The organism is Psychrobacter maritimus (assembly GCF_029953575.1).
GTDB classification, from domain to species: Bacteria; Pseudomonadota; Gammaproteobacteria; order Pseudomonadales; family Moraxellaceae; genus Psychrobacter; species Psychrobacter maritimus.
Genome location: NZ_CP124526.1, coordinates 610818 through 635786, shown reverse-complemented (window position 1 = coordinate 635786; position 24969 = coordinate 610818). Strand labels below are relative to the sequence as shown.

19 protein-coding genes are annotated in these 24969 nt (G+C 42.8%); 6 read left to right on the top strand and 13 right to left on the bottom strand.

Translation table 11 applies throughout. The features are described 5' to 3' along the window. The first annotated feature begins 43 nt into the window (after positions 1-43). Positions 44-160 (top strand): DUF2474 domain-containing protein, encoded by a 117-nt coding sequence (locus QJS82_RS13745; protein ID WP_438656390.1) that lies wholly within the window; start codon positions 44-46, stop codon positions 158-160. Positions 161-269: 109 nt separating this feature from the next. Here the strand turns inward: QJS82_RS13745 and murU are convergent, their stop codons facing one another. Continuing rightward, positions 270-998 (bottom strand): N-acetylmuramate alpha-1-phosphate uridylyltransferase MurU, encoded by a 729-nt coding sequence (gene murU / locus QJS82_RS02775; RefSeq protein ID WP_281491159.1) that lies wholly within the window; start codon positions 996-998, stop codon positions 270-272. A 120-nt stretch (positions 999-1118) separates the two neighbouring features. Beyond that, a complete protein-coding gene (locus QJS82_RS02770; RefSeq protein ID WP_438656388.1) occupies positions 1119-2228 on the bottom strand; it encodes an aminoglycoside phosphotransferase family protein in 1110 nt (369 codons plus the stop codon). A gap of 450 nt (positions 2229-2678) precedes the next feature. On the opposite strand from QJS82_RS02770, the gene QJS82_RS02765 reads away from it, so the two are divergent. The 3 genes from QJS82_RS02765 to QJS82_RS02755 all read left to right on the top strand — a co-directional run bounded on the left by QJS82_RS02765 (position 2679) and on the right by QJS82_RS02755 (position 8207). Further along, on the top strand, positions 2679-5699 hold the full coding sequence (locus QJS82_RS02765) for an LPS-assembly protein LptD (protein ID WP_281491157.1): 3021 nt from the start codon (positions 2679-2681) through the stop codon (positions 5697-5699). A gap of 198 nt (positions 5700-5897) precedes the next feature. After that, positions 5898-7316 carry a peptidylprolyl isomerase gene (locus QJS82_RS02760; protein WP_281491156.1) on the top strand — a complete coding sequence of 473 codons (1419 nt, stop codon included), beginning with the start codon at positions 5898-5900 and terminating at the stop codon, positions 7314-7316. A gap of 231 nt (positions 7317-7547) precedes the next feature. Continuing rightward, positions 7548-8207, top strand: coding sequence for a S24 family peptidase (locus QJS82_RS02755; protein ID WP_281491155.1), 660 nt, complete (start codon positions 7548-7550; stop codon positions 8205-8207). Between the two features lie 290 nt (positions 8208-8497). On the opposite strand, the gene QJS82_RS02750 is transcribed toward QJS82_RS02755, so the two are convergent. After that, positions 8498-9664 carry an endonuclease/exonuclease/phosphatase family protein gene (locus QJS82_RS02750; protein WP_281491154.1) on the bottom strand — a complete coding sequence of 389 codons (1167 nt, stop codon included), beginning with the start codon at positions 9662-9664 and terminating at the stop codon, positions 8498-8500. A 526-nt stretch (positions 9665-10190) separates the two neighbouring features. Here QJS82_RS02750 and asd point away from each other — a divergent pair. Further along, positions 10191-11324 (top strand): aspartate-semialdehyde dehydrogenase, encoded by a 1134-nt coding sequence (gene asd / locus QJS82_RS02745; protein WP_281491153.1) that lies wholly within the window; start codon positions 10191-10193, stop codon positions 11322-11324. Between the two features lie 76 nt (positions 11325-11400). Here asd and QJS82_RS02740 read toward each other — a convergent pair whose 3' ends face one another. Then, a complete protein-coding gene (locus QJS82_RS02740; RefSeq protein ID WP_281491152.1) occupies positions 11401-12138 on the bottom strand; it encodes an SOUL family heme-binding protein in 738 nt (245 codons plus the stop codon). 282 nt (positions 12139-12420) lie between these two features. Here QJS82_RS02740 and tgt point away from each other — a divergent pair, with 282 nt between their 5' ends. After that, the gene (gene tgt / locus QJS82_RS02735; RefSeq protein ID WP_201565639.1) at positions 12421-13572 is read left to right on the top strand and encodes a tRNA guanosine(34) transglycosylase Tgt; all 1152 of its coding nucleotides are present in this window, start codon (positions 12421-12423) and stop codon (positions 13570-13572) included. Positions 13573-13716: 144 nt separating this feature from the next. Here the strand turns inward: tgt and QJS82_RS02730 are convergent, their stop codons facing one another. From QJS82_RS02730 to QJS82_RS02690, 9 genes are all read right to left on the bottom strand, one after another. After that, positions 13717-13848, bottom strand: a complete 132-nt coding sequence (locus QJS82_RS02730; RefSeq protein WP_281491151.1) for a methionine/alanine import family NSS transporter small subunit — start codon at positions 13846-13848, stop codon at positions 13717-13719. Positions 13849-13900: 52 nt separating this feature from the next. Then, on the bottom strand, positions 13901-15418 hold the full coding sequence (locus QJS82_RS02725; protein ID WP_281491150.1) for a sodium-dependent transporter: 1518 nt from the start codon (positions 15416-15418) through the stop codon (positions 13901-13903). A gap of 293 nt (positions 15419-15711) precedes the next feature. Then, on the bottom strand, positions 15712-16491 hold the full coding sequence (lpxA, locus tag QJS82_RS02720; protein ID WP_281491149.1) for an acyl-ACP--UDP-N-acetylglucosamine O-acyltransferase: 780 nt from the start codon (positions 16489-16491) through the stop codon (positions 15712-15714). A gap of 220 nt (positions 16492-16711) precedes the next feature. Further along, positions 16712-17221: a 3-hydroxyacyl-ACP dehydratase FabZ gene (fabZ, locus tag QJS82_RS02715; protein ID WP_227670482.1), complete on the bottom strand. Its 510-nt coding sequence runs from the start codon at positions 17219-17221 to the stop codon at positions 16712-16714. Between the two features lie 154 nt (positions 17222-17375). Further along, a complete protein-coding gene (gene lpxD / locus QJS82_RS02710; RefSeq protein WP_281491148.1) occupies positions 17376-18392 on the bottom strand; it encodes a UDP-3-O-(3-hydroxymyristoyl)glucosamine N-acyltransferase in 1017 nt (338 codons plus the stop codon). 156 nt (positions 18393-18548) lie between these two features. Then, on the bottom strand, positions 18549-20993 hold the full coding sequence (bamA, locus tag QJS82_RS02705; protein WP_281491147.1) for an outer membrane protein assembly factor BamA: 2445 nt from the start codon (positions 20991-20993) through the stop codon (positions 18549-18551). 263 nt (positions 20994-21256) lie between these two features. Next, on the bottom strand, positions 21257-22633 hold the full coding sequence (gene rseP, locus QJS82_RS02700) for an RIP metalloprotease RseP (protein ID WP_281491146.1): 1377 nt from the start codon (positions 22631-22633) through the stop codon (positions 21257-21259). Positions 22634-22768: 135 nt separating this feature from the next. After that, positions 22769-23977 carry a 1-deoxy-D-xylulose-5-phosphate reductoisomerase gene (gene ispC / locus QJS82_RS02695; protein ID WP_281491145.1) on the bottom strand — a complete coding sequence of 403 codons (1209 nt, stop codon included), beginning with the start codon at positions 23975-23977 and terminating at the stop codon, positions 22769-22771. A 170-nt stretch (positions 23978-24147) separates the two neighbouring features. Continuing rightward, the gene (locus tag QJS82_RS02690; RefSeq protein WP_281491144.1) at positions 24148-24957 is read right to left on the bottom strand and encodes a phosphatidate cytidylyltransferase; all 810 of its coding nucleotides are present in this window, start codon (positions 24955-24957) and stop codon (positions 24148-24150) included. Positions 24958-24969 lie beyond the last annotated feature (12 nt).

Sequence of the window (24969 nt, the reverse complement as noted above, 5' to 3'; positions counted from 1 at the left end):
ATAAGCTTAAGAATATGTTATGGGAGATTACGGAGAAATAGTTATGAAAAAGCTCAGCAAAAAACAGTCACAATGGGCATGGTTTATTGGCTTATATGCGGCAGGGTTTTTGGTTATCTTTACCATTGCACAGTTAATTAAACTGGCAATGGGCGTATAAAACCTATCCTTTTACCTACATTCCTATATCCATAAAAAAGCAGGGCTGAATATTATAATATTCAGCCCTGCTTTTTTATTTGCTTGAATTTTAACTGTCGTAGAACAGTTTATGCGCCGCGATGATTATCGACGCCGTGAGTTTCGATAAATTCGTTCACTTGTGTTAGGCGTTCAGGCGTACCAACATCTATCCAATTGTCTTTAATTACTTCAGCGGTAATTTGAAACTTTAGCATTGCTTGCTTTAGCAGTGGCGCAAGTGGCGCTGGCTGCCCTAAGACTAGCCCATCGACCAGTCTAGCTGATACCACACTGATACCCGCAAAAGTATATTTGTCGGCATCAGCAATCGGCTGCTCGCTTGCCAGTCCATTATTAATAGCGAAATCACCGCCATTGTTATGCTCAGGATTATCAATCAACAATAAATGTGCCAATTGGTCAGGCCCCAACGTATAGTCCTGCAACTGAGCAAAATCATAGGACGTCCAAACATCAGAGTTGACTAAGATAAAGGGTGCATCTTGCAGCTTGCCTGTTTGTAGCGCGTTAAAAATCCCACCAGCCGTCTCAAGCGGCTCATCATCTTCAACCGACCAATGCAGCTTGACGCCATATTCGGCACCATCGCCCAATGCCTGCATCAGCTTGTCCGCAAGCCATGACGCATTGATAGTAATATCAGTAATGCCAGCAGCTTGTAGCGCTTTGATATGCCAGACAATCAGTGGTTGCCCGCCGACTTCAACCAAAGGCTTTGGCGTCTCAAGTGTTAGCGGGCGCAGGCGCGTACCCTTGCCAGCCGCCAAAATCATTGCTTGCGTTATTACCGACATACGCGCTCCTTATTGTTGGCTGTCTTGCTGCCTATTGTTAATTATTGACTTTTAAACACTATAAAGGCGGTTGATGTTTTAACCACTTTTACTTTATTAATGCTATTTAGATGTACTTATTTAGATATATTGTTGTACAAATTTACTTTGATAAGCAGGCAAGATAACCTCTCGCAACCATTCGTTAAACGGGCCGACTGCTTGCTTCATATCGGGATTACCATACTCTGCAAGCCATTCTAGCTCAAAAATCAGGTCACGCATGACTTTTGGAATATCGGCCAAATAGCGACTTTTGCCATCACGTTCAAATAAACGGATAAAAATGCCCAGCACTTTTAAATGCCGTTGTACGCCCATGACATTGACATCGTTTTCAAACTGAGCCGCATTATCAGCGGTCACAAGCCCTGCCTGCTTTTGTAATTGCCAACAATCCTGCACCCAACTTGTGATTTGACTCTCCGGCCATTCTACATAGGCATCTCGTACTAACGATACCAAATCATAGGTATACGAGCCTACTACCGCATCTTGGAAATCAATGACGCCTAAGCGCGTATGATCTGCCTGGTCTTGCATAAGGTTGCGACTGTGATAATCACGATGCACTATCACCTGCGGCTGTGCCAAAATCTCAGCTATTAAAGCAGCTTTAAGATTTTCCCATAGCGTCTCTTCAAGCTCCACGCCAATATAAGGGATAAACCATTCGCTAAACAAATCCATCTCACGGGTTAAAAGTGCCGTATCATAATCTGGCAATTGGTGCTCAGCTTTTGCGGTGGCTACTGGCACTGTTTGCAAGTCAACCAAAGTACGCATCGCCAATTGATAATAATCATTAATCTGCACAGGCGGCGCATCTACCAGCAGATGCGCAAACTCTACCGCCCCAAAATCTTGTAATACCAAAAAGCCTTTTTCTATATCTTGAGCAACCAGCGTTGGGACATTGATTGCCGGTGACATCAGTTTTGCTACATTAATGAACTGCTGCAACGCCTCTTGTTCATCAGCAGAATCCATGACAATATAGCGCGCCGTTTCTATATCATTATCATCAAGCAGCTGGATACGGTGATATTGGCGTGCGCTGGCGTCACCGGGCAAACTATCAAGAATGAATGGTTGATTGGCAAATACTTCTTGCAGCCATTGCTCTAATTGCTGCTGGCGAGTAGCGGGTACGCTAGGTTCTAACATAGTTTTATCGGTCATAAAAAACATCGCAGGTTAAATATCAGTCGTAAATGACTAAAGTAGTGATAAGTGGGGCAAATAGTTGTTAAAATAGAGAGCGCTTGGCTTAGCCTAACAACGGCTCTAAGCAGATTAATTTCGGCTGTAAGCAAGTTAATTAATGCATCGAGCCATATTATATTACTCAGTATAGATCTAGTCTGTATATAAGCTAATAACTATAAGCTAAATATAACTGAGCGGTCTATTAACAATAGCTCGCTCAGTTATATTTAGCTATATTATAAATTTTGGTAAATAGTGTAGCTGATTTGGTTTTTTTTGACTATGATTAGTCGTCATTATATGTAAAACGTTCTGATTTTCGAGATTATCGTATAAATTACTGGTTTATTAGCCGTTAAATATCGCTAAAATACTTCTAGTAATCTAATGATCGCAATCCAATAGGCTCTACAATCATACATAGGTGTGCCCTTGTTATATTCTCCGCTTTACCAAAGCATCCGTTTGATTTTATTTGGCGCCTTAGGCTTATCAAGCTTGGCCGTCAGTGCCGCTATTAATAATGATGCACAGAGAGATACGCAGACCACTGAGCCGTTAGCGGTCGATAGTGCTAGCGCTTATGCCCCAAAGGTTGCGGCTGATGCTAATAACGATGTCAATAGCAACATTAATATTGTCAATCAAGACATCAGCTATCAAAGCGATTATAAGCAAAATACGGGCTTTGATAATAATTTAGATAGTAACACTATCGATATCACAGAAATTAATGACAGCAGTGATAATAATAATGCTAATGACAACAATCAAAATAATACCGCTGCGCCAGTAGATAGTATTACTACAGCTGCGACTAAAGTTAACAGCCGCCAAGTTAACGACAGTGATGAAAGTATCCAAGAAAGCCTCAGACGCTTGGCAGAATTTTATGAATTAACACCTGAAACTGACCCTGCAACGTTAAACAATAATAGCAATGCTAATGTAGCAGATAACAACCAAAGCGCTATTCAAAATACGTTTACCGCGCAAACCATTCCGCCCGTAGGCAACGACTTAAAGCTGCTACCAAATACCATCGACAGCGCCCAACGCTGCGAAGGTCAATGGGTCTACCCCAAGAAAAACCCCAATTATCAACGAGCCGTTAATGAAACAGGCGCAAGCAATGGTCAGCCAGCACCCAATCTAACTGGCATTCCGAATAACCAAGCGCCGCTGTTTGCCGAGTCGGATTATGGTTACTATGACAATGTCGATTATGCAGAGCTATCAGGCAATGTCATAGTTGACCAAGGCACCCAGCATATCGAAGCGGACAAGATTGTTCTAGACTTGACCAATGGTGTGGCAGCGGCGCAAGGTAAAGTGATGTTTACCGATCAAGCCAATGGCAACCCATCCACTATTCCACTCCAAGCTGGAAACATTCAAAGCAATAATGCCAAAAATAATAAGACCAGCCTTACGGATAAAGCTTCAAAAGGTGGTCTCATTGGGGTTGCTGACAGCTTAAACTATAATACTGAGACTGGACAATCAACGGCCAAAGACGTGGCCTTTGCCAGTGTAGAGCTACAAGCACACGGCTATGCCAAACGCTTAAACCGACCGAATGAGACACAATACGAGCTTGATGAGGTGATGTTCAGCACTTGCCCGCCCACCAACCGTAAATGGCAGTTTGATGCCAAAAGTATCGACTTAGATACCGAAACCGGTCGCGGCGAAGCTTATAATACGACCTTCCGTATCGCTGATGTGCCTGTCTTCTATTTGCCTTATTTTAACTTTCCTATAGACAATCGACGCAGTAGCGGGTTTTTACTGCCCAATGCTAGTATCAGTAGTGAAAGCGGTCTTGAAGTCGATATACCTTATTACTTTAATTTAGCGCCGAACTATGATGCGACCCTTAATACCCGTGTTTATACCAATCGTAACCCGATGCTCTCAGGTGAATTTCGTTATTTGACTGAAGAGTATGGCGAAGGTATTTTTAATGGCTCATATCTGCCCAATGATAAAGAGTATGACGGCGAAGATCGCAGCAGTTTGTTTTATGATCATTATTGGTCATCTAAAAGCATCCCGCGCTTAAGTGGTGATGCGAAATACAGTTATGTGTCTGATGCTGACTATCTCAATGACTTTGATACCTTAGGTTTATCAGACAATACCTTAAACCTACCACGCCGTGCGCGGATTAATTACTATAATGATTATGTCAATGGCGAGTTAAAGGTAGAAACTTTTCAGACGCTAGACGCCATCACCAATAATGGGCAGGTATTACAAGATAAAGATAAGCCTTATTCGCGCTTGCCGCAGCTCAAGCTTGATTATCGTTTACCGTGGGCAAAAAGCTTTGATATCACCGGCGTTAGTGATACCGCTTATTTTAAAAAGTCTATCGATGACGGCTCTGAAAATGAAAAAAGTGGCACGCGGATTTATAATAAACTCAGCGCCGTTTACCCCATGGAAAGATCTTGGGGCTATATCAATCCTAAGCTCAGCTTACAGCATTTATATACGTCTTATGATGAAGACAGCTTAGCAGATAACGAGCTTAATAAAGACGATGGCAGCCAGTCAGTATTGGTGCCACAGGCCAGTATTGACGCCGGTTTGCACTTTTATCAAGCAGGTTCACCTTTTGGTGCATTTGACGATACCTTGGGCGGTTATCGCTTATTAAGTCCACGCTTAAAATACACCTATTCGCCCTATAAAGACCAAAACGAGATTCCTAACTTTAATACCCGTGTTGCCTCTATTAACTATGAGCAGCTTTTTTCGGACAGCTGGTTTTTAGGGCATGATCGTTTGCAAGATTTGCATGCCTTTACACCCGGTATTAATTATCGTTACATCGATGCAACGGGTGTGACACGTTTTGATGGTAGCATTGCAGAGCAGTTTTATATCGATGACGGGCGTGTAACCCTTGATGAAGAGAAACCTATCCTGACGTCATCGTCTTCAGGTATGGTATGGGATACCAGTACTCAGCCTTATAATAACGTCTGGATAGACATGAGTGGCGCCCTTACCAATAGCTATGATTTAAACTATATCACCACCGAGCTACGTTATCAGCCGTCTGACAACAGCTTATTTAACGTCGGTTTTGTGAAGCGTATGCGTGATGAAAACACTGACCAATTACCCTTATCAGCATTTACCGCATCAGCCGTGTTCCCTATTAATAATAACTGGCGCGTATTGGCGCAAGGTCAGTATGATTATAATCGTGATAAAATGCTTGATTCGTTAATTGGTGTCGATTATGAGGATTGCTGTTTTGGTTTTGCCGTTTATGGTCGTCGTTACTATAACGACTTAAATATCAAAGACAAACCAACGCAAGCGATTATGGCAGAAATCAGACTTAACGGTCTTGGTAGCGGCAGCAGCCGTTTAACGCGCTTGCTTTCTGACAAAGTGTTAGGATTTGAGCCCGTTCAAAGCGCATGGAAGGATTAATAAAGCATCGTCTATACGATTAGATTAACGTATGATTGATGGCATTATTTATAGACTGTTATTTGTGATATAACAGTCTATAGCATTGTTTTTACCCTATTTATTATAGACAACCTTAGTCGCTACTTGAATATTCAAAGTATCGTCAAGAGGCTTAACCGATTACCATCCGATGCAATGACATTGATGAGGAGCATCATGAGATTTTTTTCTTTAGGTCAAACTAGCCGAGCTGTATTGCTTTCTATGACTATGACTGGCGCTATTGCCCTAAGTTTTAGCGCACAAGCAGCAACCGTGAAGCCTGCAAAAGCACAAGCCTCCCAAGCAGCTCAAGCAAATACCGCAGCTGGACAAAATAGCGTGAACCGTTTGACGCCTGCCAATAGTACAGACGGCATCATTGCATTGGTTAATGAAAATGCTATTTTAAAAAGTGATTTAATCGCTGCCATTGCGCAAACCCAAGCACGTGCTCAAGCGGCTGGTGAACCGATTGCCAATTCAGCACAGCTACAGTCTGAAGTGTTAAACGCCCTTATCTTGCGCGAATTACAGCTGTCTTTGGTCAAACGTGTTGGCTTAAATCCTGATGAAGCCGCGATCAATCAACGCTTGGCTCAAATCGCCCAAGCGGAAGGACTTAATAGTATTGCTGCATTGCAGCAACGTTTAGACGCTGCAAAACCGGGCAGCTATGCTACTCTACGCGCGCAATTGATTGAAGATGCCGCTATCCAAGCTTTGCAACAACGCCAAATCTCTAGCCGTGTACGTATCAGTGAACAAGATATCGATGCATTTTTGGCATCTCCTGAAGCCAAGCGCTTAAGTCAAAGCGAATATCAAACTGTCCATGTGCGTATCCCATATATGGATGACTATAGCCGCTTGTCAGAAGCTCAACGTAATGAGGCATTAAAAGTCGCGCAGCGTCTACGTACACGCCTGCAAGCACCAAATGTTGATGTGACGGAAGCTATCGCAGCAAGCCAAGGCAGCTATCCTATTCAGTTGCAGGGTGGCGATATGGGCTTTCATAAAGCGGCGGCCTTACCGACTGAACTGGCAAGCGAAATCACCAAACTTGAGGTCGGTGCTGTGAGTGCGCCTTTAATCACGCCTGAAGGCATTGATATCATCAAACTGGCTGATAAAAAATCCAGTGATACCATGCTAGTACCGCAATGGAATACCCGTCATATTTTAGTCAAAGTCGATGAGCTGCAAACGGATGCCCTTGCTGAACAAAAAATCAATGACCTCTATGCTCAATTACGTAATGGCGCTGACTTTGCTAGTCTAGCCTCGACTTATTCAGATGATCCCGGCTCAGCAGGACGCGGTGGCGATTTGGATTGGGTTGGTGAAGAGCAAATGATTGGTCCGTTTGAAGCGATGATGAAGAATACCGCGGTCGGCGATTATTCTGCACCATTCAAAACGCAATTTGGCTGGCATATCTTAAAAGTCGAAGGTAAGCGTCAACAAGATGTCAGCAATGAGTATCGTCGTAATATGGCACGCCAAGCGCTATATCAGCGTCTTGCCCCACAAGCCAAAGAAGACTGGCTACAAGAATTGCGTGCCGGCGCCTACATTCAGGTACTTGGTTAGTTAGGATTAAGTTAATCAAGTATTAGTTAAAGTGCTTTATAAAAAAAGGGTATATGTCAATGCATATGCCCTTTTTAATGCCATAAAAACTTATATTATATTTCATCATCTTTAATTCCCTATTATTGTCTTTTTGGCTATCTAAATAGTAGCCGTTTGTTAATAGTCAATTTAATGAATCAAGAATGAACGACAGTATTATTCAAGCATCAAAAACCAAAGTGATTATCTATGAACCATACAGCAGATAGAATTATAAGTAGAATGTCTGAGCTTAAAGTTACACAAGCAGATATTAGAAGAGCCACAGGTGCTGGTAAAGCAACCATATCTAGTTGGATCAAAGGTGATACGAAACCCTCAGGTATGTATGCTACTAAACTCGCTTCTTTTTTACACTGCCATACAGATTGGCTGATATCTGGTAGCGAAGCTACTAACAACAGTTATGAAGCAGATAAATTACTACCTATAACAGAAATAGCAGAAACAATGATTCCAGTCATCAGATGGGATACAGCCAACACTTATAATGATTCCATAATTATGAACAACATAATATCATGGATTCCTAGGCATCAGCATTTGTCTAAACAAGCATTTGGATTAGTAATACACGGTAGAAGTATGTATCCTGAATTTAAGCCGAATGACATTATTTATATCGAACCTGAAATCACGTCGAAAGACTTAAGAGACGGTGACTTTATTATTATTCAGGACGATGATGGTAAGTCGCCCATCTTGAAGCAACTCATTATAGGTAATAACCAAGATGATAGATATCTTAAGCTGATTAATCCAGATTGGGCAACTGAAGCAATGGTATCTATGGATACATGTTTACTGGTGGGAATCGTTGACAGTAAATTGGTGCGCTATAGAAACTGACAATACAAAACTATTGAGTTATAGGCAAAGAAAAGCCCCGAACCTAGGGCGATGGGTTCAGGGCTATGGCGTTTCATATTATTGTTATTATCTCTTCCGTGTTGACTCATCCTAAGTCACAAACAGTACTCTATAAGACAGCGGGCTGACCTGTGCTTTTATTAGTACTGCCTCAACACTACATCCTTGCGTATCCTTGTGTTGATGATTGTATTCTAGGCCAATTGATTGAGAACGCATAGAGGCTAATGACCTTATTTAGCGTAAGCATTTGCTTACGTCGCAATCGTTTAATCCGAGCCCTTTATAAAAGTACTTGAACCATAGCAATCGCTCTTTTCTTCTGCTTCTGCGTGCTCTTTTGATACTTTGCAGCCCTCTTTCTTGCCTGCTTCGATGGTATTTTTTGCCTCTTTAACATCTTCTGCTTTTTCGGTAGGCGCATTGCTTTCTTGTTTACTCGCCTGCTCTGGCTCATATTGTAGTGTCGTCATCACTGGAAAATGATCAGAGCCGATAGACGGCATGCGCTTGATATCGACCACGGTAAAGCACGCACTGTGGAAAATATGGTCTAATGCCCAGCGTAAAAATGGGTACTTAACATGAAAGGTATTGATAAAATGGCGTCCGATACGCGGATCTAACAAGCCTGAGATACGCTGAAAACGGCGGGTAGTTTTTGACCAAGCAACATCATTTAAATCACCCGCCAATATAGCGGTTTGGTTATTCTCTTTGATATGTTTTCCAACCATCAGTAGCTCGGCATCGCGAGTCGTAGATTTATCCGCTTCTGTCGGACTGGGTGGCATAGGGTGTAAGCAGTATAACCAAATGATTTGTCCGCCTTGCAAGCGCATCTGGGTGTGAATAGAGGGTATGTCTTCTATGATCAAATACTTCACTTCGGGATTTATCAGCTCAAGCTTGGAGTACAGGTGCATCCCATACAGATTGTCTAACGGTACTTTTACCGTATAAGGATAATCTGCTTCAATTTGATTGAGGGCTGTTTCCCATTTTTTATCGGTTTCTAAAGTTATTAAGATATCAGGCTGTTTGTCTTTGACCAAATCAACCAGTTTTTGTGTCTCATCATTAGGGGTCAACACATTTGAAACCATGATTTTTAACTGACACTCCTGAACTTCCGGCTTATCTTTGGCATTCTTTACTTCTTTTTTCCACAGTTTGGTATAGGGCAATACCATACGCAGCTGAAAGGCCAAAGTGATGCTCAAAATGATAAATAGCAGCCACTGCCCAAGCTGCCATTCCGCACCAAATGCCAGCATACCGACCCATGCAATGATGCCCAATATCATGATTTGGATACGTGGGAACTCAACGCCGCGCACCCACCAATTATCAAGTGGTAGCCAGCCCCAAATGGTGACAAATGCGATTAGCCCCGCTAACCACTGTGCGCCATAATATAATAGGGAGAAATCCATAATGTGTATCGACCGTTTCTTAAATGAATGGTGAAGCCAATGATTGTATTAATTAACTGTTTGCACTAACTGACAGTGACCGGATTCAATTTATTGGTGTCTAAACCCTTGCTATCTAAACCCTCGTTATCTAAATTGTTGCTGCCTAAATCGCTACTACCCAAACTGCGCATAGCAAAAATCTAATATCAAGTTGAGTAATAGCTGCTTACTTTAGCATTTCAGAAGTCCAACGCCTACTATTGAACATAAATTACGCCATAGCCACTATAAAAAGTTACAATCTAAAGGTCTTGATAAACGGCCACTTTGCTAAACAATAACTGTCATAAATAGTTCGCTGCATGATAAGCTGCAAGCTTTATTGCAATTATATTTATAATCATCACTCAGCGTGATAGCGAACATTATATCTAGTGTTTATAAAACACTGGAAATTCTCTAAAAAACCTTGCTTTTTGGGGCTATTCACGGCATTGTTATTGGTTGGCGATGCAACAATTTATTGTAAAAAGGATTAAGTTTCATGAGTAATTTAACAGTAGGCTTGGTAGGCTGGCGCGGTATGGTCGGGTCAGTATTGATACAACGTATGCGTGAAGAAAAAGACTTTGACGGTATGACGCCGGTGTTTTTTTCAACCAGTAACGCCGGCGGCGACGCACCAAGCTTTGATGGTATCAAGACCAGCCAACTAAAAGATGCTCATGATATTGCAGCACTTGCTGCTTGTGATGTGATTATTACCTGCCAAGGTGGCGACTACACCTCAAAAATTCATCAACCACTCCGCGATAGCGGCTGGACTGGTTACTGGATTGATGCGGCAAGCACCTTACGCATGGAAGACGACAGCATCATCATTCTTGATCCCGTCAACCGCAGTGTCATTGATAGTGCGCTTGCAAATGGCAAAAAAGACTTTATCGGTGGTAACTGTACCGTGTCACTGATGCTCATGGCAATCGGTGAGTTATTTAATAAAGGCTGGGTCGAATGGGTCAGCGCCATGACCTATCAAGCAGCAAGTGGTTCTGGTGCCAACAACATGCGCGAGTTAATCGAAGGCATGGGCGTACTCCATGATGCCGTTAAAGATGAGCTTGCCAATCCTGCCAGCGCCATCCTTGAGATTGATAAAAAAATCGCCCAAACTCAGCGCTCAGATAGCTTTCCAAAACAATACTTTGGCGTACCACTAGCAGGTAGCTTGATCCCTTATATCGACGCGCAGTTAGAAAACAAACAGTCACGTGAAGAGTGGAAAGGCGGCGTTGAAACCAATAAAATCCTTGGTAATTCTGAAGCAGATAAGATTGCCATCGACGGTATGTGTGTCCGCGTGGGTGCCATGCGCTGTCATGCTCAAGGCTTAACGATTAAACTTAAAAAAGACATCCCGCTAGAAGAAATCGAAGCGGCATTGAAAAACAGCGGTAATCAGTGGTTAGACGTGGTCGAAGACGATAAAGAAGCGACTATCAACCGTTTGACACCTGTAGCAGTGACCGGTACTTTGACGGTCGCCCTAGGACGCCTGCGTAAGCTTAATATGGGTCCTGAATATCTAGGCGCGTTCACTGTCGGCGACCAGTTGTTATGGGGCGCAGCTGAGCCATTACGCCGTATGCTAAATATCATCCGCGAGCAAAACAGCTAAATTAATTGGCTTAAGCTTAAATAGAAAAAGACAGCGCTTGCTGTCTTTTTTTTGAGTCATTTTTGTTATTAATGAGTCATTTGGACTGATAAGCAATCATCACTTCGTTGCGGCGCAGAAACGGTAGTGTCCAAGGTGGATTGTAACGTGCCAATTCAGGTGTACCTGTTATGGTTAATTTTTGCGCCTGCATCCAAGATTGCAACTCTTCAGTTTTAGCAGCAACCTTTTCAGCACCAGCCAATCCTGAAAACTTAATAACGCCATAAGTTTGCGCTGGCACTTCTACAATCTCGATATTTGGATTGTTAGGTTTGGGTAGCGTCTGCATGCTGTATTGACTTGGCATGGTAAATTGTACGCGCCATTTATCATCAGTCTGTTGCTGGTGCTCTTGTTTAATAGACACAGGTGCTGTCATCGCGATTTTTTGCGACGCGCCATTTTTCTTAGTGTCAGATTGCTTTTCTTCAAACTTCATGGCGACGGGCGCTGTCATACTGATTTTACTACTCTCCCCGTTTGATGCCGTATTATTACCAAAGATATAGTCCGCTAATATCTTAAACCCTTTACGACTAGCCTCATTTTGGTCACCAGATACCCAAGTCTGTGCTGCCAGCTGCTCACCGTAACGACGCAATTCAAACTCATCTGTTTGCGACAAAATCGTATACTTTGGCTCTTCGGTTGCCATAGCTGCTCCTGGTAGCAATAATGTACTGGTTAATAACATGCCACTTAAAAGCGTTCCATTCAATAACGTTCCATTTAAAAGCGAATGTTTCGATGATAGGTAGGTTGCTTTGCTCATATTATTTCTCCGCCGTGCAAAAATAGGCTTCAATACTATTTAATTTGCAGCAGCTCTTTATTTACTGTAGCAATATCTTGGCAGAACTGTCTGTGTCTTTTGGTTATAGCGTGGCAATAAAAAAGATTAATCTTTCAAATTAACTTTAAGTATGCTTAGGCTATTTCATAGCTTCTTTTGCTATCTATTCAAATTGACACTACCTTAAATATCGATGTCCAAAAAAATGCCTAACAATGCTATAATTGGCGCTATTTTCTTAGCTTAAATAGCGGTTAACTTATGCAATTTGTCTTACATAAAACGGCCAGCGGCATCACGCGTGCGCGCCGTGGTACGGTTCATCTCAATCATGGCGATGTACAAACGCCGGCCTTTATGCCTGTAGGTACTTACGGTACCGTTAAAGGTATGTTACCTCGTGATATCGAAGCAATTGGCGCAGATATCATCTTGGGCAATACTTTTCATTTATGGCTGCGTCCCGGTACGGATATCATTGATAAATTTGGTGGCTTGCATAAATTTATGCATTGGGATAAACCTATCCTTACTGATTCAGGCGGATTCCAAGTATTCAGTCTGGGTGCGATGCGTAAAATTACCGAAGAAGGCGTTAACTTTAAATCGCCCATTGATGGCGCAAAAGTATTTTTATCGCCAGAAAAATCGATGCAGATTCAATATAGCTTGAACTCAGACATCGTCATGCAATTCGATGAGTGTACGCCCTATCCTGCTACTCATGATGAAGCGAAAAAATCTCTAGAGTTATCACTACGCTGGGGACAGCGCTGCGTTGATGAGCATAATAAACTTGGCAATACCAATGCGTTATTTGGCATTATCCAAGGCAGTATGTATGCCGATTTACGTAAGCAATCTCTTGAAGGTCTGCTTGAGATTGGCTTTGATGGTTATGCCATCGGTGGTTTGTCTGTTGGCGAGCCAAAAGAAGAGATGATAGACGTTTTAGACTATATTGCAGATGATATGCCAGCTGACAAGCCGCGCTATTTGATGGGTGTTGGTAAGCCTGAAGATCTCGTTGAAGGCGTACGCCGCGGCGTCGATATGTTCGATTGCGTCATGCCGACTCGTAACGCGCGTAATGGTCATTACTTTGTCGCAGGCGACGCTGAAAACGCAGGCGTGGTACGTATACGCAACAGCCAATATCGCACGGATGAAGGCCCATTAGACCCTGAATGCGATTGCTATACTTGCCAAAACTTTAGCCGTGCTTACTTATCACATCTTAATAAATGTAAAGAGATGCTAGGCGCGCAATTGGCGACCATTCATAACTTACGTTACTACCAACGTTTGATGCAAGGTATCAGAGACGCGATTGAACAAGATACCTTTGATGAATTCGTGAATGAGTTCTATAGCAAACGCGGACAGACAGTTCCTGAATTGAATCTGCGTTAATTGCTTTGATTAGATTCTAACTTAGTAACAAACCTGTTATTAGAATATATTAAGTACAAAAATGCCAGTCGGCTGACTCTGACTGGCATTTTCTTTTATAACTCTTAAAAGCTTTAATGCTTAAAATATTCTATGCTTACAGGCTTAAAAGTTATCATCTGGCACTTGATTCATTGGAACATCTGGGTTGTTTCTTAGATGTATGATGGAAGCAATCAAACCGCCCCATATAAGTACCATTGAGATAATCATAAAAATAATAGCTGAAGTGCTCATAATAAATTCCTATTGAAATGTTAATCTACCTGCTAACTGTTTAGTTTACTAACTAGCGCGCCTCATTAAGTGCACGAGCTTTAGCATCTTCTTCATCATGGACACCTTTCATACGACTTAGTATAAATGCACCTAGACCGAAGAACACGACTACACCCCAACCAAATAGTAATAGGATAGTTGAAGAATAACCTTCATAAGGCGTTTTAACCAAATCAATAAACTTAAGACCTAAAGCAATAGTAAGTACCGTTGGTGTAATAACGGTTAGCATGAATATCCAAGCACCGCCTAGTTTGACGCTAGAGATACGATTGCTATGAGCCAATAAGTTTGGAATTTTATTACGGTTAAACCAAGTCACCAATACAATCGACATTAAACCACCAGCAACGATACCGATATTATTAGCAAAGTGATCGATGACATCTACTAATACCAATGAGCTACCAGTAGAGAATGCTGAGATAGAGATGACCGCACATACGCCACATATTACCGCAACTGCTTTTTTACGTGACCAATCAAATTTTTCTTGGAAAGCAGAAATAGGTACTTCTAAAATACTGATGAGAGAGCTAATACCAGCAACGACTAAAGAGCCGAAGAATAAGAAACCAACGATATCGCCACTCGATCCCATAGTAGAAATGATTTTAGGAAAGACGAAGAACGCAAGTCCAACACCGCCGCTAGCAACTTCAGAGACATCTTGACTTGTTGATACTGCCATAAAACCAATAGCAGCAAAGATACCAATACCTGCAATAAGCTCAAACGATGAGTTCGCAAAACCAACTACTAAGCCTGCGCCTGTTAAATTAGTATTTTTCTTTAAGTATGAGGCATAGGTCACCATAATACCGAAACCTACTGATAGCGAAAAAAAGATATGTCCATAAGCTGCTAACCAGACGTTAGGATCTTTCATTTTCACCCAGTTTGGCTCAAAAAAGGCATTGAGGCCGACGATAGCACCCGGTAAATTAACTGCTTTGTATACCATAATGCCAAACAATACGAGCAACAACGGCAAACAAATTTTATTAGCAAGTTCCACACCTTTACGGATGCCACCAAACATAATTAATATACATACTGCCCAAACGATGACCAGACCTATGAACATCTGTGGTACAAATACCGAGGTTAAATCTCCTGTATGCTTTACAAAGTCGCTGACAAAAAAGTTCGTGGTATCTTCACCCCACTTTTGCCCGAACGAGAAAAACATATAACTGCCAGCCCAAACAATAACAGCTGCGTAATAAATAGCAATCACGAAAGATACTAGCGTCTGCCACCATCCTATAAACTGTCCAGATGGTGAGAATTTTTTATAAGCGCGAGGCGCCGCAGTACGATATTTATGCCCTATAATATAATCTAAAAATAATAGTGGAATACCTGCTGTTAATAAAGCAATGAGATAAGGCACCATAAATGCCCCGCCACCATTATCATAAGCCACATAGGGAAAACGCCATATGTTACCCAAGCCTACCGCTGATCCGATAGCGGCTATGATAAATCCAGTTCTACCGGACCAATTTTCCCTCTGCTGTGCCATGTAACACTCCTAAAATTTATCAATAGTCTCTTTGATCATCTTTAGTATTTATATTAGATAGATTCAAACAATCAAAAAGATCACAAGTCAGCTGTTAGTTAAAATAAGTTGCTGCAACCTTACTACAGACCATAAGTAAGTTTCTGCTAAGCTACTAAAAAAGTCAAGTAATCATAAATATAAAAAGCCATAACTAATAGTTATGGCTTTTTATATTTATGATTACTATTTATAACATTTAGTTTTGTTAGTGAAAACTATTTAAATATACTATCGCTCTATTAAAGTAGGGTTTAGCGTACCACTCCGCGGCGACTTTTTTGCAGCGAATCGATTAGCAGCGCAATTTTTGGTTCTTGTGGTAATAGCTCTTCTTTCAAAATTTCTAGCGCTTGAGCCGTAGTTAAGCCTGAACGATAAACAGTACGGTACGCTTGACGCAAGACATCAATCGTCTCTTTAGACCAGTCTTTACGGCGCATACCTTCGACATTTAGACCATGTGCTTTCGCAGGATTGCCAGATACCATGGTAAAAGCAGCCACGTCCTTTAGAATAAGACTTGCGCCCCCGACTAAACTGTAATCATCAACGGTACAAAACTGATGAATACCGGAGTTACCACCGATAATCGTATGATTACCAATGGTCACATGGCCTGCAATGCCGACGTTATTAGCCAACACATTATGATCGCCAATTAGGCAATCATGGGCAATATGAGTATTGACCATCAAAAGATTATGATTGCCAATCTTAGTTAGGCCGCCGTCTTGCTCAGTACCACGGTGTAAGCTACAGGCCTCACGAATGGTATTATGATCGCCAATCTCAAGCCACGTACGCTCACCAGCATACTTCAAGTCCTGTGGGTCTTCACCGATGCTGGCAAACTGATAAAACTGATTGTACGCACCGATACGCGTCAGTCGTGCGACGACCACATAACGATGTAAAACCGTATGGGCGCCAATGGAAACTTCATCACCGACAATACAATAAGGACCAATGGTGGCAGTTTCATCAATCTTAGCGGACGGTGAGATGAGTGCTGTTGGATGGATCTGACTCATAATGAGGGCCTTTGTATCATCTGATGCGAGTAAATGGTAAAACAAATACAGACAGTTTAGCGTTAATAATCACCCTAATACCAGCTCTGTTTAAAAAACACTGTGTTTAAAACTATTATTCTGTCTAAAATATAAATATAACGCTAATCTTTACTATTCGCGGCAGCCAGCAGGTCTAAACACTCTCACCGACCCGCTGCGCAACGTCTATAGAAATACTTTATTGTTCCTGACGTGCAATCATAATCTGAGCGCTAGCAGCAAGCTCATCTTCGACGTGGACGGTACAATCAAACTTATAAATACCCTGCTTTTGCATCACGGTTTTGGCACGGATAATCAGCTGGTCACCAGGGATAACACGGCGCTTAAAACGCACTTTATCCACCCCGGCAAACAGATACAGATAACCGTCTTCTGCCGTCAAACCGGCGCTGATAAAACCAAGAACACCTGATACCTGTGCCATCGATTCAACCATCAAGACACCTGGCATAATCGGCTCATCAGGAAAATGCCCATTAAAAAACTCTTCGTTAATGGTCACATTTTTGATACCGGTAATACATTCCCCAGGGGTACAAGATATCACTCTATCGACCAGCATAAATGGATAACGATGCGGCAGATAATGCTTTAGGGTATGGTAGGTTAAGGGTAATGTTAAACCTTGTTCCGCCAAACTTTTGATGTCTTCATCAGTAGGTCTATCAATATCAGTTATGCTCATAATGGGGCTTCCTTGCTGTATGCTAAGCTTTACTTTGTCTTTAAGCGTTGCTGTGTTTTTAAACTTTATAAATAATTGATTGTCGTGTTAATTAAGCATTCATTGTCAGGTATTAATTGCGCTGTGCTAGTCATGCTGTACCAGTTATGCTGGATTAGTCACGACCAAGCTGGCGAAAACGTACCGCTGCACGCCGCCAATTGGCAGTCGGCATGGCGGCTGTCCCAGAAGAGTATGAACCCGCCTTTGTGATGGATTTTGTCACCATGGTCATGCCAGATAATGTCACATCATCAGTAATGTCAATGTGACCAGTAATGCCAACAGCGCCCCCTATAATGCAGCGCTTGCCAATCGTCGTACTACCTGCAATACCAGTTTGCGCCGCGATGGCGGTACCATCACCGATACGCACGTTATGGGCGACTTGTACAAGGTTGTCAATAATAACATGATTGCCAATCACCGTATCGTCAATAGCGCCGCGATCAATACAGGTTTGGCTACCTATTCTTACATGGTCACCTATCACCACACGTCCTAGCTGAGCAATACGCTCCCAACCAGTAGTACTAGGGTTGCTCGTAGGGGCAAAGCCGAAACCTTCAGCCCCTACGCTAACCCCAGCGTGCAATCTAACATGATTACCAAGTACACAATCGTGCCCGATGACCACTTGCGATTTGAGCACACAATCGCTGCCAATCGTGGTATTTGCTTCGATAACCACATTTGCCTCAAGCGTGCTACGGTCACCAATTTGCACCTGTTCGCCAATGATACAAAAAGGTCCGATGGTCACTCCATTACCAATCACTGCGCTTTCAGCGATTATGGCGCTAGGATGAATACCGCTTTTCGATGGCTGGTGAGCAAAAAGTTGACTGGCGCTGGCATAAGCCAAATAAGGCGCAGCAACGACTAATGCAACGGCGGTTTTGGCAACTTTATCATGATGTTCTGCCGTGGTCAGCACTGCCCCTGCTTGACTGTTTGCTAAGCTAGGAAGGTAGTGAGGATTGGCTAAAAAACTTAATTGCTGCGGATTGGCGGTCGTTAAATTACCAACACCGTCTAAATTTAGACATAATTGCGCAGCGCTAAGTTCGCCCTTGTTAAGAACAGGCTGACGCTGCTCAATCCGAGTGATGAGTTGCTCAATCGTTATCATAATTGTTATTAGTATAGTGGCTGTTAGTATTGGTATGAATAAGATGGTCGCCAAGGTGAGATATCATCTTGGCGACCTGCTAAAATCTAATTGTCTATTAATTTATTTAGCTGCATAAACTAAAACAATTAAATGATTTTACATAGATTCTTTGGACTAAAAAGTGTTACCAATTTGGAACTGAACTTTTTCAGTTTCATCGCCTTCTTTGTCACCGATCGGCACTGCATAACTGAGAGAAATCGGACCAATTGGCGTATACCAAGTGACACCTAAACCGGCACTAAAACGCATCTTATTATCTTGAGTTAATAATGGTACGCCAGTATCTCTATTTGGATTTGTCGTATCTGGATCGATAAAGGTACGATCTTCTTTATCTGTCGTATCAAATACCTGACCGCCTTCAGCAAACAGTACCGGACGTACTTGATCGGCCCAATCACCTTTAAACGGCATTGGTAAAATCAATTCAGTACCAAAGCTAACGAGCGCATTACCGCCAATCTCTTCGTCTTTATAACGTACAGAATCATTTATCGCATCACTATAGCTTTGCGATTTAGGTCCCAATGTTGACGCTTCATAACCACGTACCGAACCATAACCACCAGCATAGAAGTTTTCATAGAATGGCAAATCATTACCATAACCAAGTTTGGTATAACCGCGCGCTACCCAATCTTTATAGATAGGTTGATAAATATTGCCGCGATAAACCAGTTTCTGATAACTGGCATCACCAAGACCAATGGTCGCATCGACCGTATGGCTCATGCCTTTATTTGGAAATACTGGACGATCTAAGGTGCTGTAATCCCAGCCAAATAGTAAGTTATAGCTTTGATATTCGTTTTTAAAACCGGTACGACCTGAAAGCTCTTCTTCCCCTTTATCATTAGTAAAAGTGTACTTCTCAAACGTACCACCATCATCCATAATTTGCTGCACGTTTGAGACACCAAGACGGCTACCACCACGTACAGTCGTATTATCAACGTTCAAGCCCGCACTCACGCGTTTGGTTTCATCAACAGGATAACTATAGTTCAGGGTAGCACCATAAGCATCGGTGACATAGTTACTGACGTTTCTGTCATCGTACTTTGTTTCACGATAATAAGCGCTGATACCTTGCGATACGCCGTTTTCTGTAAAGTAAGGGTCGGTATAACCCAAGCTATAAGAATCACGCGTCTCAGAGCGTGATAGTGCCGCTTTTACACGGTTACCAGTACCCATAAAGTTGTTTTGGGTCAAGTCTAACTGGAACGTCACACCACCACTTTGCGAGTAACCCGCAGCAATCGTTGAGCTACCAGAAGGCTGCTCTTCAACTGTATAATTCACATCGACTTGGTCTGGCTGATTAGGTACGGGTTTGACATCGACATTAACGCCTTTAAAGAAACCGGTACGCATCAAGCGTGTACGTGATAGTTGAATCTTATCACTAGAGGCAAGTGCACCCTCTAACTGACGCATTTCACGGCGCAGTACTTCATCTTGGGTTTTTATATTACCCGTGAAGTTGATACGGCGAATATAGATAGGACGCGCAGGATCAATATAATAATCGACGTCGACTACCTTAGTCTCATCATTGATACGCGGGACCGGTCTGATTTGGGCTAAATAATAGCCTTCATTACCATAACGGCTTTTAAGTGCGGCCGTTGTAGCATCCAGCTTAGCTTGTGAGTATTTTTCATTGGGTGCAAAAGTAACCAGCTCTTTTAGCTCATTTTTTTCAAAGGTTGGCTTACCTAAGAAGTTTACTTCACCAAACTGATATTGCTCGCCTTCGCTTAAGCTGACTTCGATAAACACACTGCTTTTATCTTCGCTAATGTTAAGGACGGCATTGTCTACTGAAAAGCGCACATAGCCATCGTTTTGATAAAGGGCTTTTAGATTCTCTAAACTGGCCGCCAATTTTTCTTTGGCATAGCGATCAGACTTAGACAACAGACGCGTCCATGACGACTCTTTTACCGCAAAAACGTCTTTTATCTGCTCATCACTAAAGTGTTTATTACCAATAATATTGATATCGACGACTTTAGCAGGCTTACCTTCAATAAAGCGCACATCCAGTTTTACGCGATTGCCATCAAGCAGCGTTTGATCGACTTCAATATTGCTATTGTAATAACCTTGACTGATATATTGCTGCTGTAGCTCGTTGGCAACGCCTTGCAACGTGGCTTGTTTCAGCACATCACCGACAGACAAGCCTGCATTACCAAGCCCTTGTTCAAGCCCTTCTTTTGGGATGAGTTTATTGCCTTCAAAGTTGACTTCAGCAATGATAGGACGCTCGACGACATCAAAGCGCAGCTTGCCACCTTCGACACGGCTTTGAATATCGGCGAAGTTTTCAGTCGCATATAGCGCCTTAATACTGGCAGCCAAATTACTATCATTAACCGTATCACCCACCGTAATAGGTAAAACTGGATAGAGACTATCAGGAGTTAGGCGTTGTAGACCATTGAAACCAATGTCAGTCACTACAAATTCTGCAGCCTGAACGGGCATACTCATCATCGCTACAACTAACGGCAACCCAGCCGCGCTCATAAATAAAGGCGTACGCATAAACACTATCCGTCAATAAAAAACTTGCTTAAGTTAAGGTAAAAAGCACGTGTTGTCTAGCCCATTTCGCATAAAGCCGTAAACTTCAGCGTGGGAGACTCAGGACACTTTATATAAAACGCATCATAAAATAAACTAAAAAATAAAATTAGTATAGTAGGGATACTATGAAATCAACACCGTATCGCTCTAACAAACAGACCTTGAGAAGCACACAACCATTAATCCATCATGCTTTAGTTGATAAACTGCGCCATTACTTGTCAAAACAGCCGACTGATATCATTACCAATTGCTAACACCATGAAACCTGCCAGCAAGAGTAAACCGATATTAAGTCCAACTATTTGCACGCCTTCAGAGAGTGGTTTACCGCGTATCAGCTCAATAACATAATAGACAATATGTCCACCATCTAATACTGGAATGGGTAAAAGATTCAATACAGCAAGGCTTAAACTGATCAAAGCTGCTGTAGATAATACCATCTGCCAGCTAATATCAAAGCTTTGTTTGGCAACTTTTGCAATGGTAATGGGACCTGATAAATTCTCTAAACCTATCATGCCAGACAGCATCTTGCCCATTGAGCTCACCGTCATGACTGCCAACTGCTCCGTCTTCTCAAATGACTTAACTAGTGACTCGCCAGGACCGTAAACGACGGTGGTCTTATAGGCATCAGGAATCACAATTTCAGACTGTGCCACCATAGCACCAATTTGCCCATAATCGTTACCTAAATTGTCTTTTTTACCTTGCGGCATAATGGATAATTGTACCGGCTTGCCATCACGCAGTACGGTGAAACTCAGCAAAGTCTCAGGGCTATCACGAATGATACGCGTGGCACTGATCCAATCACTAATCTCTTCATCGTTAATGGCAGTAATGCGGTCACCAACCTTTAAACCTTGGCGACTGGCAGCGCCATCGGGCGTTAAATCGCCAACGATTGGTGCGATGTTTGGTTGCCACGGTATCATACCAAAGCTTGATAACGCATCTTTGCCTTGCGCATCACCTTGCATAAATTCTTTAATCGGTGCTTGATAGATTTTGGTCGCGTTATTACCTTTTTCATCAGACTGCAAGGTGACACTGACATTAGCAGTTTCACCCATACGCCCCGCCAAACGATAGTTAATACCTTCCCACGTTTGCACCTCATGACCATCGATTGCAACGATTTTATCACCAACGGGCAACTGTGCCATCGCTGCTGGCGTGTCGGGTAATACTTGCCCAATCTTTGTCGCCAACTGCTCTGATGGGGTCATAAACAACACCCAAAATAGCGCAATAGCGATGACAAAGTTCATGATAGGACCCGCAGCAACAATCGCAATTTTCTTCAGCGGATGTTGACGATTAAAAGCTAGATGTTGCTCATCGGCGGCCACCTCGCCTTCACGCTCATCGAGCATTTTGACATAACCGCCAAGCGGCAGTGCCGATATGCGATAATCAATGCCGCTCTTTTTGCTGGTCCAACCAAAGAGTTTCGGGCCAAAGCCGATAGAATATGTCAGCACTTTAACGCCGCAAAGACGCGCCACGATGTAATGGCCCCACTCATGTAAGGCGATGAGCGGACCTAAGACAAATATTGCCGCAAGCAGCGTTAATAAAAACGTCATGATCTTTTCTCAGTATTAGCTCTTAGTATTGTCTTTTAACATCGTTTATCACTATCATTTCTTGGCGTACTTTTTAGCATCATTTGTCGATATCACTTTTTAACAGCATTTATCAAATAGCTAATTTTTATAGGTTTAGGCCAACTTCGCCACCAGCGTATCAGTATGTTGACGCGCTATTTTATCGATAACTAAAATATCTTCAATATCGGCAGTCTCATCTAATACCGATACTTGTATCTCATCTAATGCTTGCGCATTAATATCCGCAATATCGGTGAGGCGAATCTGCCCGTTTAAAAATGCGGCAACCGCAATCTCATTAGCCGCATTTAGCACAATCGTTGCCTGTGTACCCGCTTGCATCGCCTGCCTTGCCAAACGCAAACAGGCAAATTTTTGCAAATCAGGCTCAATAAACTCTAAACCACTTAAGGCAAATAAATCCAATGGCTGCGAGCCGCTATCGATACGGTCAGGATAACTGAGCGCGTGGGCGATAGGCGTCTTCATGTCGGGACTGCCTAGCTGCGCTAAAAAGCTACCATCGCTATATTCTACCATTGAGTGAATAATACTTTGTGGATGAATGACCACATTTATCTTATTTTCTGGCAGATCAAATAAATGGCAAGCTTCAATTAGCTCAAGCCCTTTATTCATCATCGTAGCCGAGTCGACCGATATTTTTTGCCCCATCGACCAATTCGGATGTTTCACCGCTTCAGCAACACTAGCTTGCTGCATCTGCTCAAAAGACTGTTGCAGAAATGGTCCGCCAGATGCCGTCAACCATAATGTACGCACCCCATGATTAGGCTGATGGACTTGGGTATTGTCTTGCTGAATTGCTAATGGCAAACATTGAAAAATGGCGTTGTGTTCTGAATCTAAAGGCAACAAGGTCGCATGATGCGTTTTAACCGCATTAATCATGACTTTTCCTGCCATGACCAAGGCTTCTTTATTGGCCAATAAGATGCGCTTACCTGCGCGTGCGGCAGCTAAGGTAGAAGGCAGACCGGCTGCCCCTACGATAGCAGCGACGACGGTATCGGTTTGCGTGTCAGTTGCAATATCGACCAGCCCTGCTTCGCCGCCGACCACATCGATATTTAAACCTGCTGCGCTAAGACGCTGAGTAAAGTCATCGACCGCTGCTGTCGGTACACTGACGCGTTTGGGCAAAAACTGCTTGCAGAGTGCCAATAATTTATCTAAACGGTGGTAGCCTGATAAGGCATAAACTTCATAGTTCTGTGGTTGCGCCGCTAAAATTGCTAACGTGCTATCGCCAATCGAGCCTGTCGCGCCTAGTACGGCGATGCGTTGGGTCATAACCATCTGTGCCTATAATACGGTGAAATTAAATGAGAAATAAAGACAATAAATATAAGGTATAGAACCTAATACGAGGCAGCTTAGTCGCTACCAAACATGTAAGATCTACCTCTTTTTATATTTTTAGCCTGATAGCTTTTTACTTTTGGACTACTTTTTTAGCCTACTTATTGTTATACAACAATTAAACCTAGCTGCTGTAGCGCCCAAAAGCCCAGTGCAAATATCGGTGTGGCAGATAGCAGCGAATCAATGCGGTCAAGAACGCCGCCATGCCCCGGTAAAATCGTTCCAGAATCTTTGACATCAGCACGGCGTTTGAGCATCGACTCAAACAAATCACCCAATACGGACGCCAAAATTGTTAACGCCGACAAGGCTACAAAAGTGACTAATGGTACGCCAGTCAATTGTAGTTTAAAGACACTAATGATAATGACCACAAGCAAGCCTGTGACTAAACCGCCTGCCAGTCCTTCCATGCTTTTATTGGGGGAAACATTTGGTGCCATCTTACGGCGACCAAACTTACGCCCAACAAAGTAAGCGCCACTATCGGCACACCAGACCAGTAAGAACACATACAGCAGCCACCATGCTGACAGCTGCCATAAGTAGAACATAGCGGTAATGGCGGCGGTCAATATCACCGCACCCATCAATGCCAATTTTTTACCGTACCAGTTGGTATGAGTCGGAAATACCCGCACCCAAGATAGTGCCATCAGCCAGATAACCAATGACGCCACCCACCAAAATAGCCACGTGACCTTAAACATCAGCGAGACGATGGTCAGTGCTAAAACCAAGAGCACAAATAGCGCAGGCTGCTGCCATTTCGGCATCAGCTTCGTCCACTCGTGGGCGGCGATAATGACACCAAGCGCTAAAAGTGGCGCAAATAAAATAGGAGTTTGGCTCGCAAACATTGCAATACCAACGATAATAACGAGAACAATTGCCGTCTTAATTCGTTGCCACATACTTATCGAGCC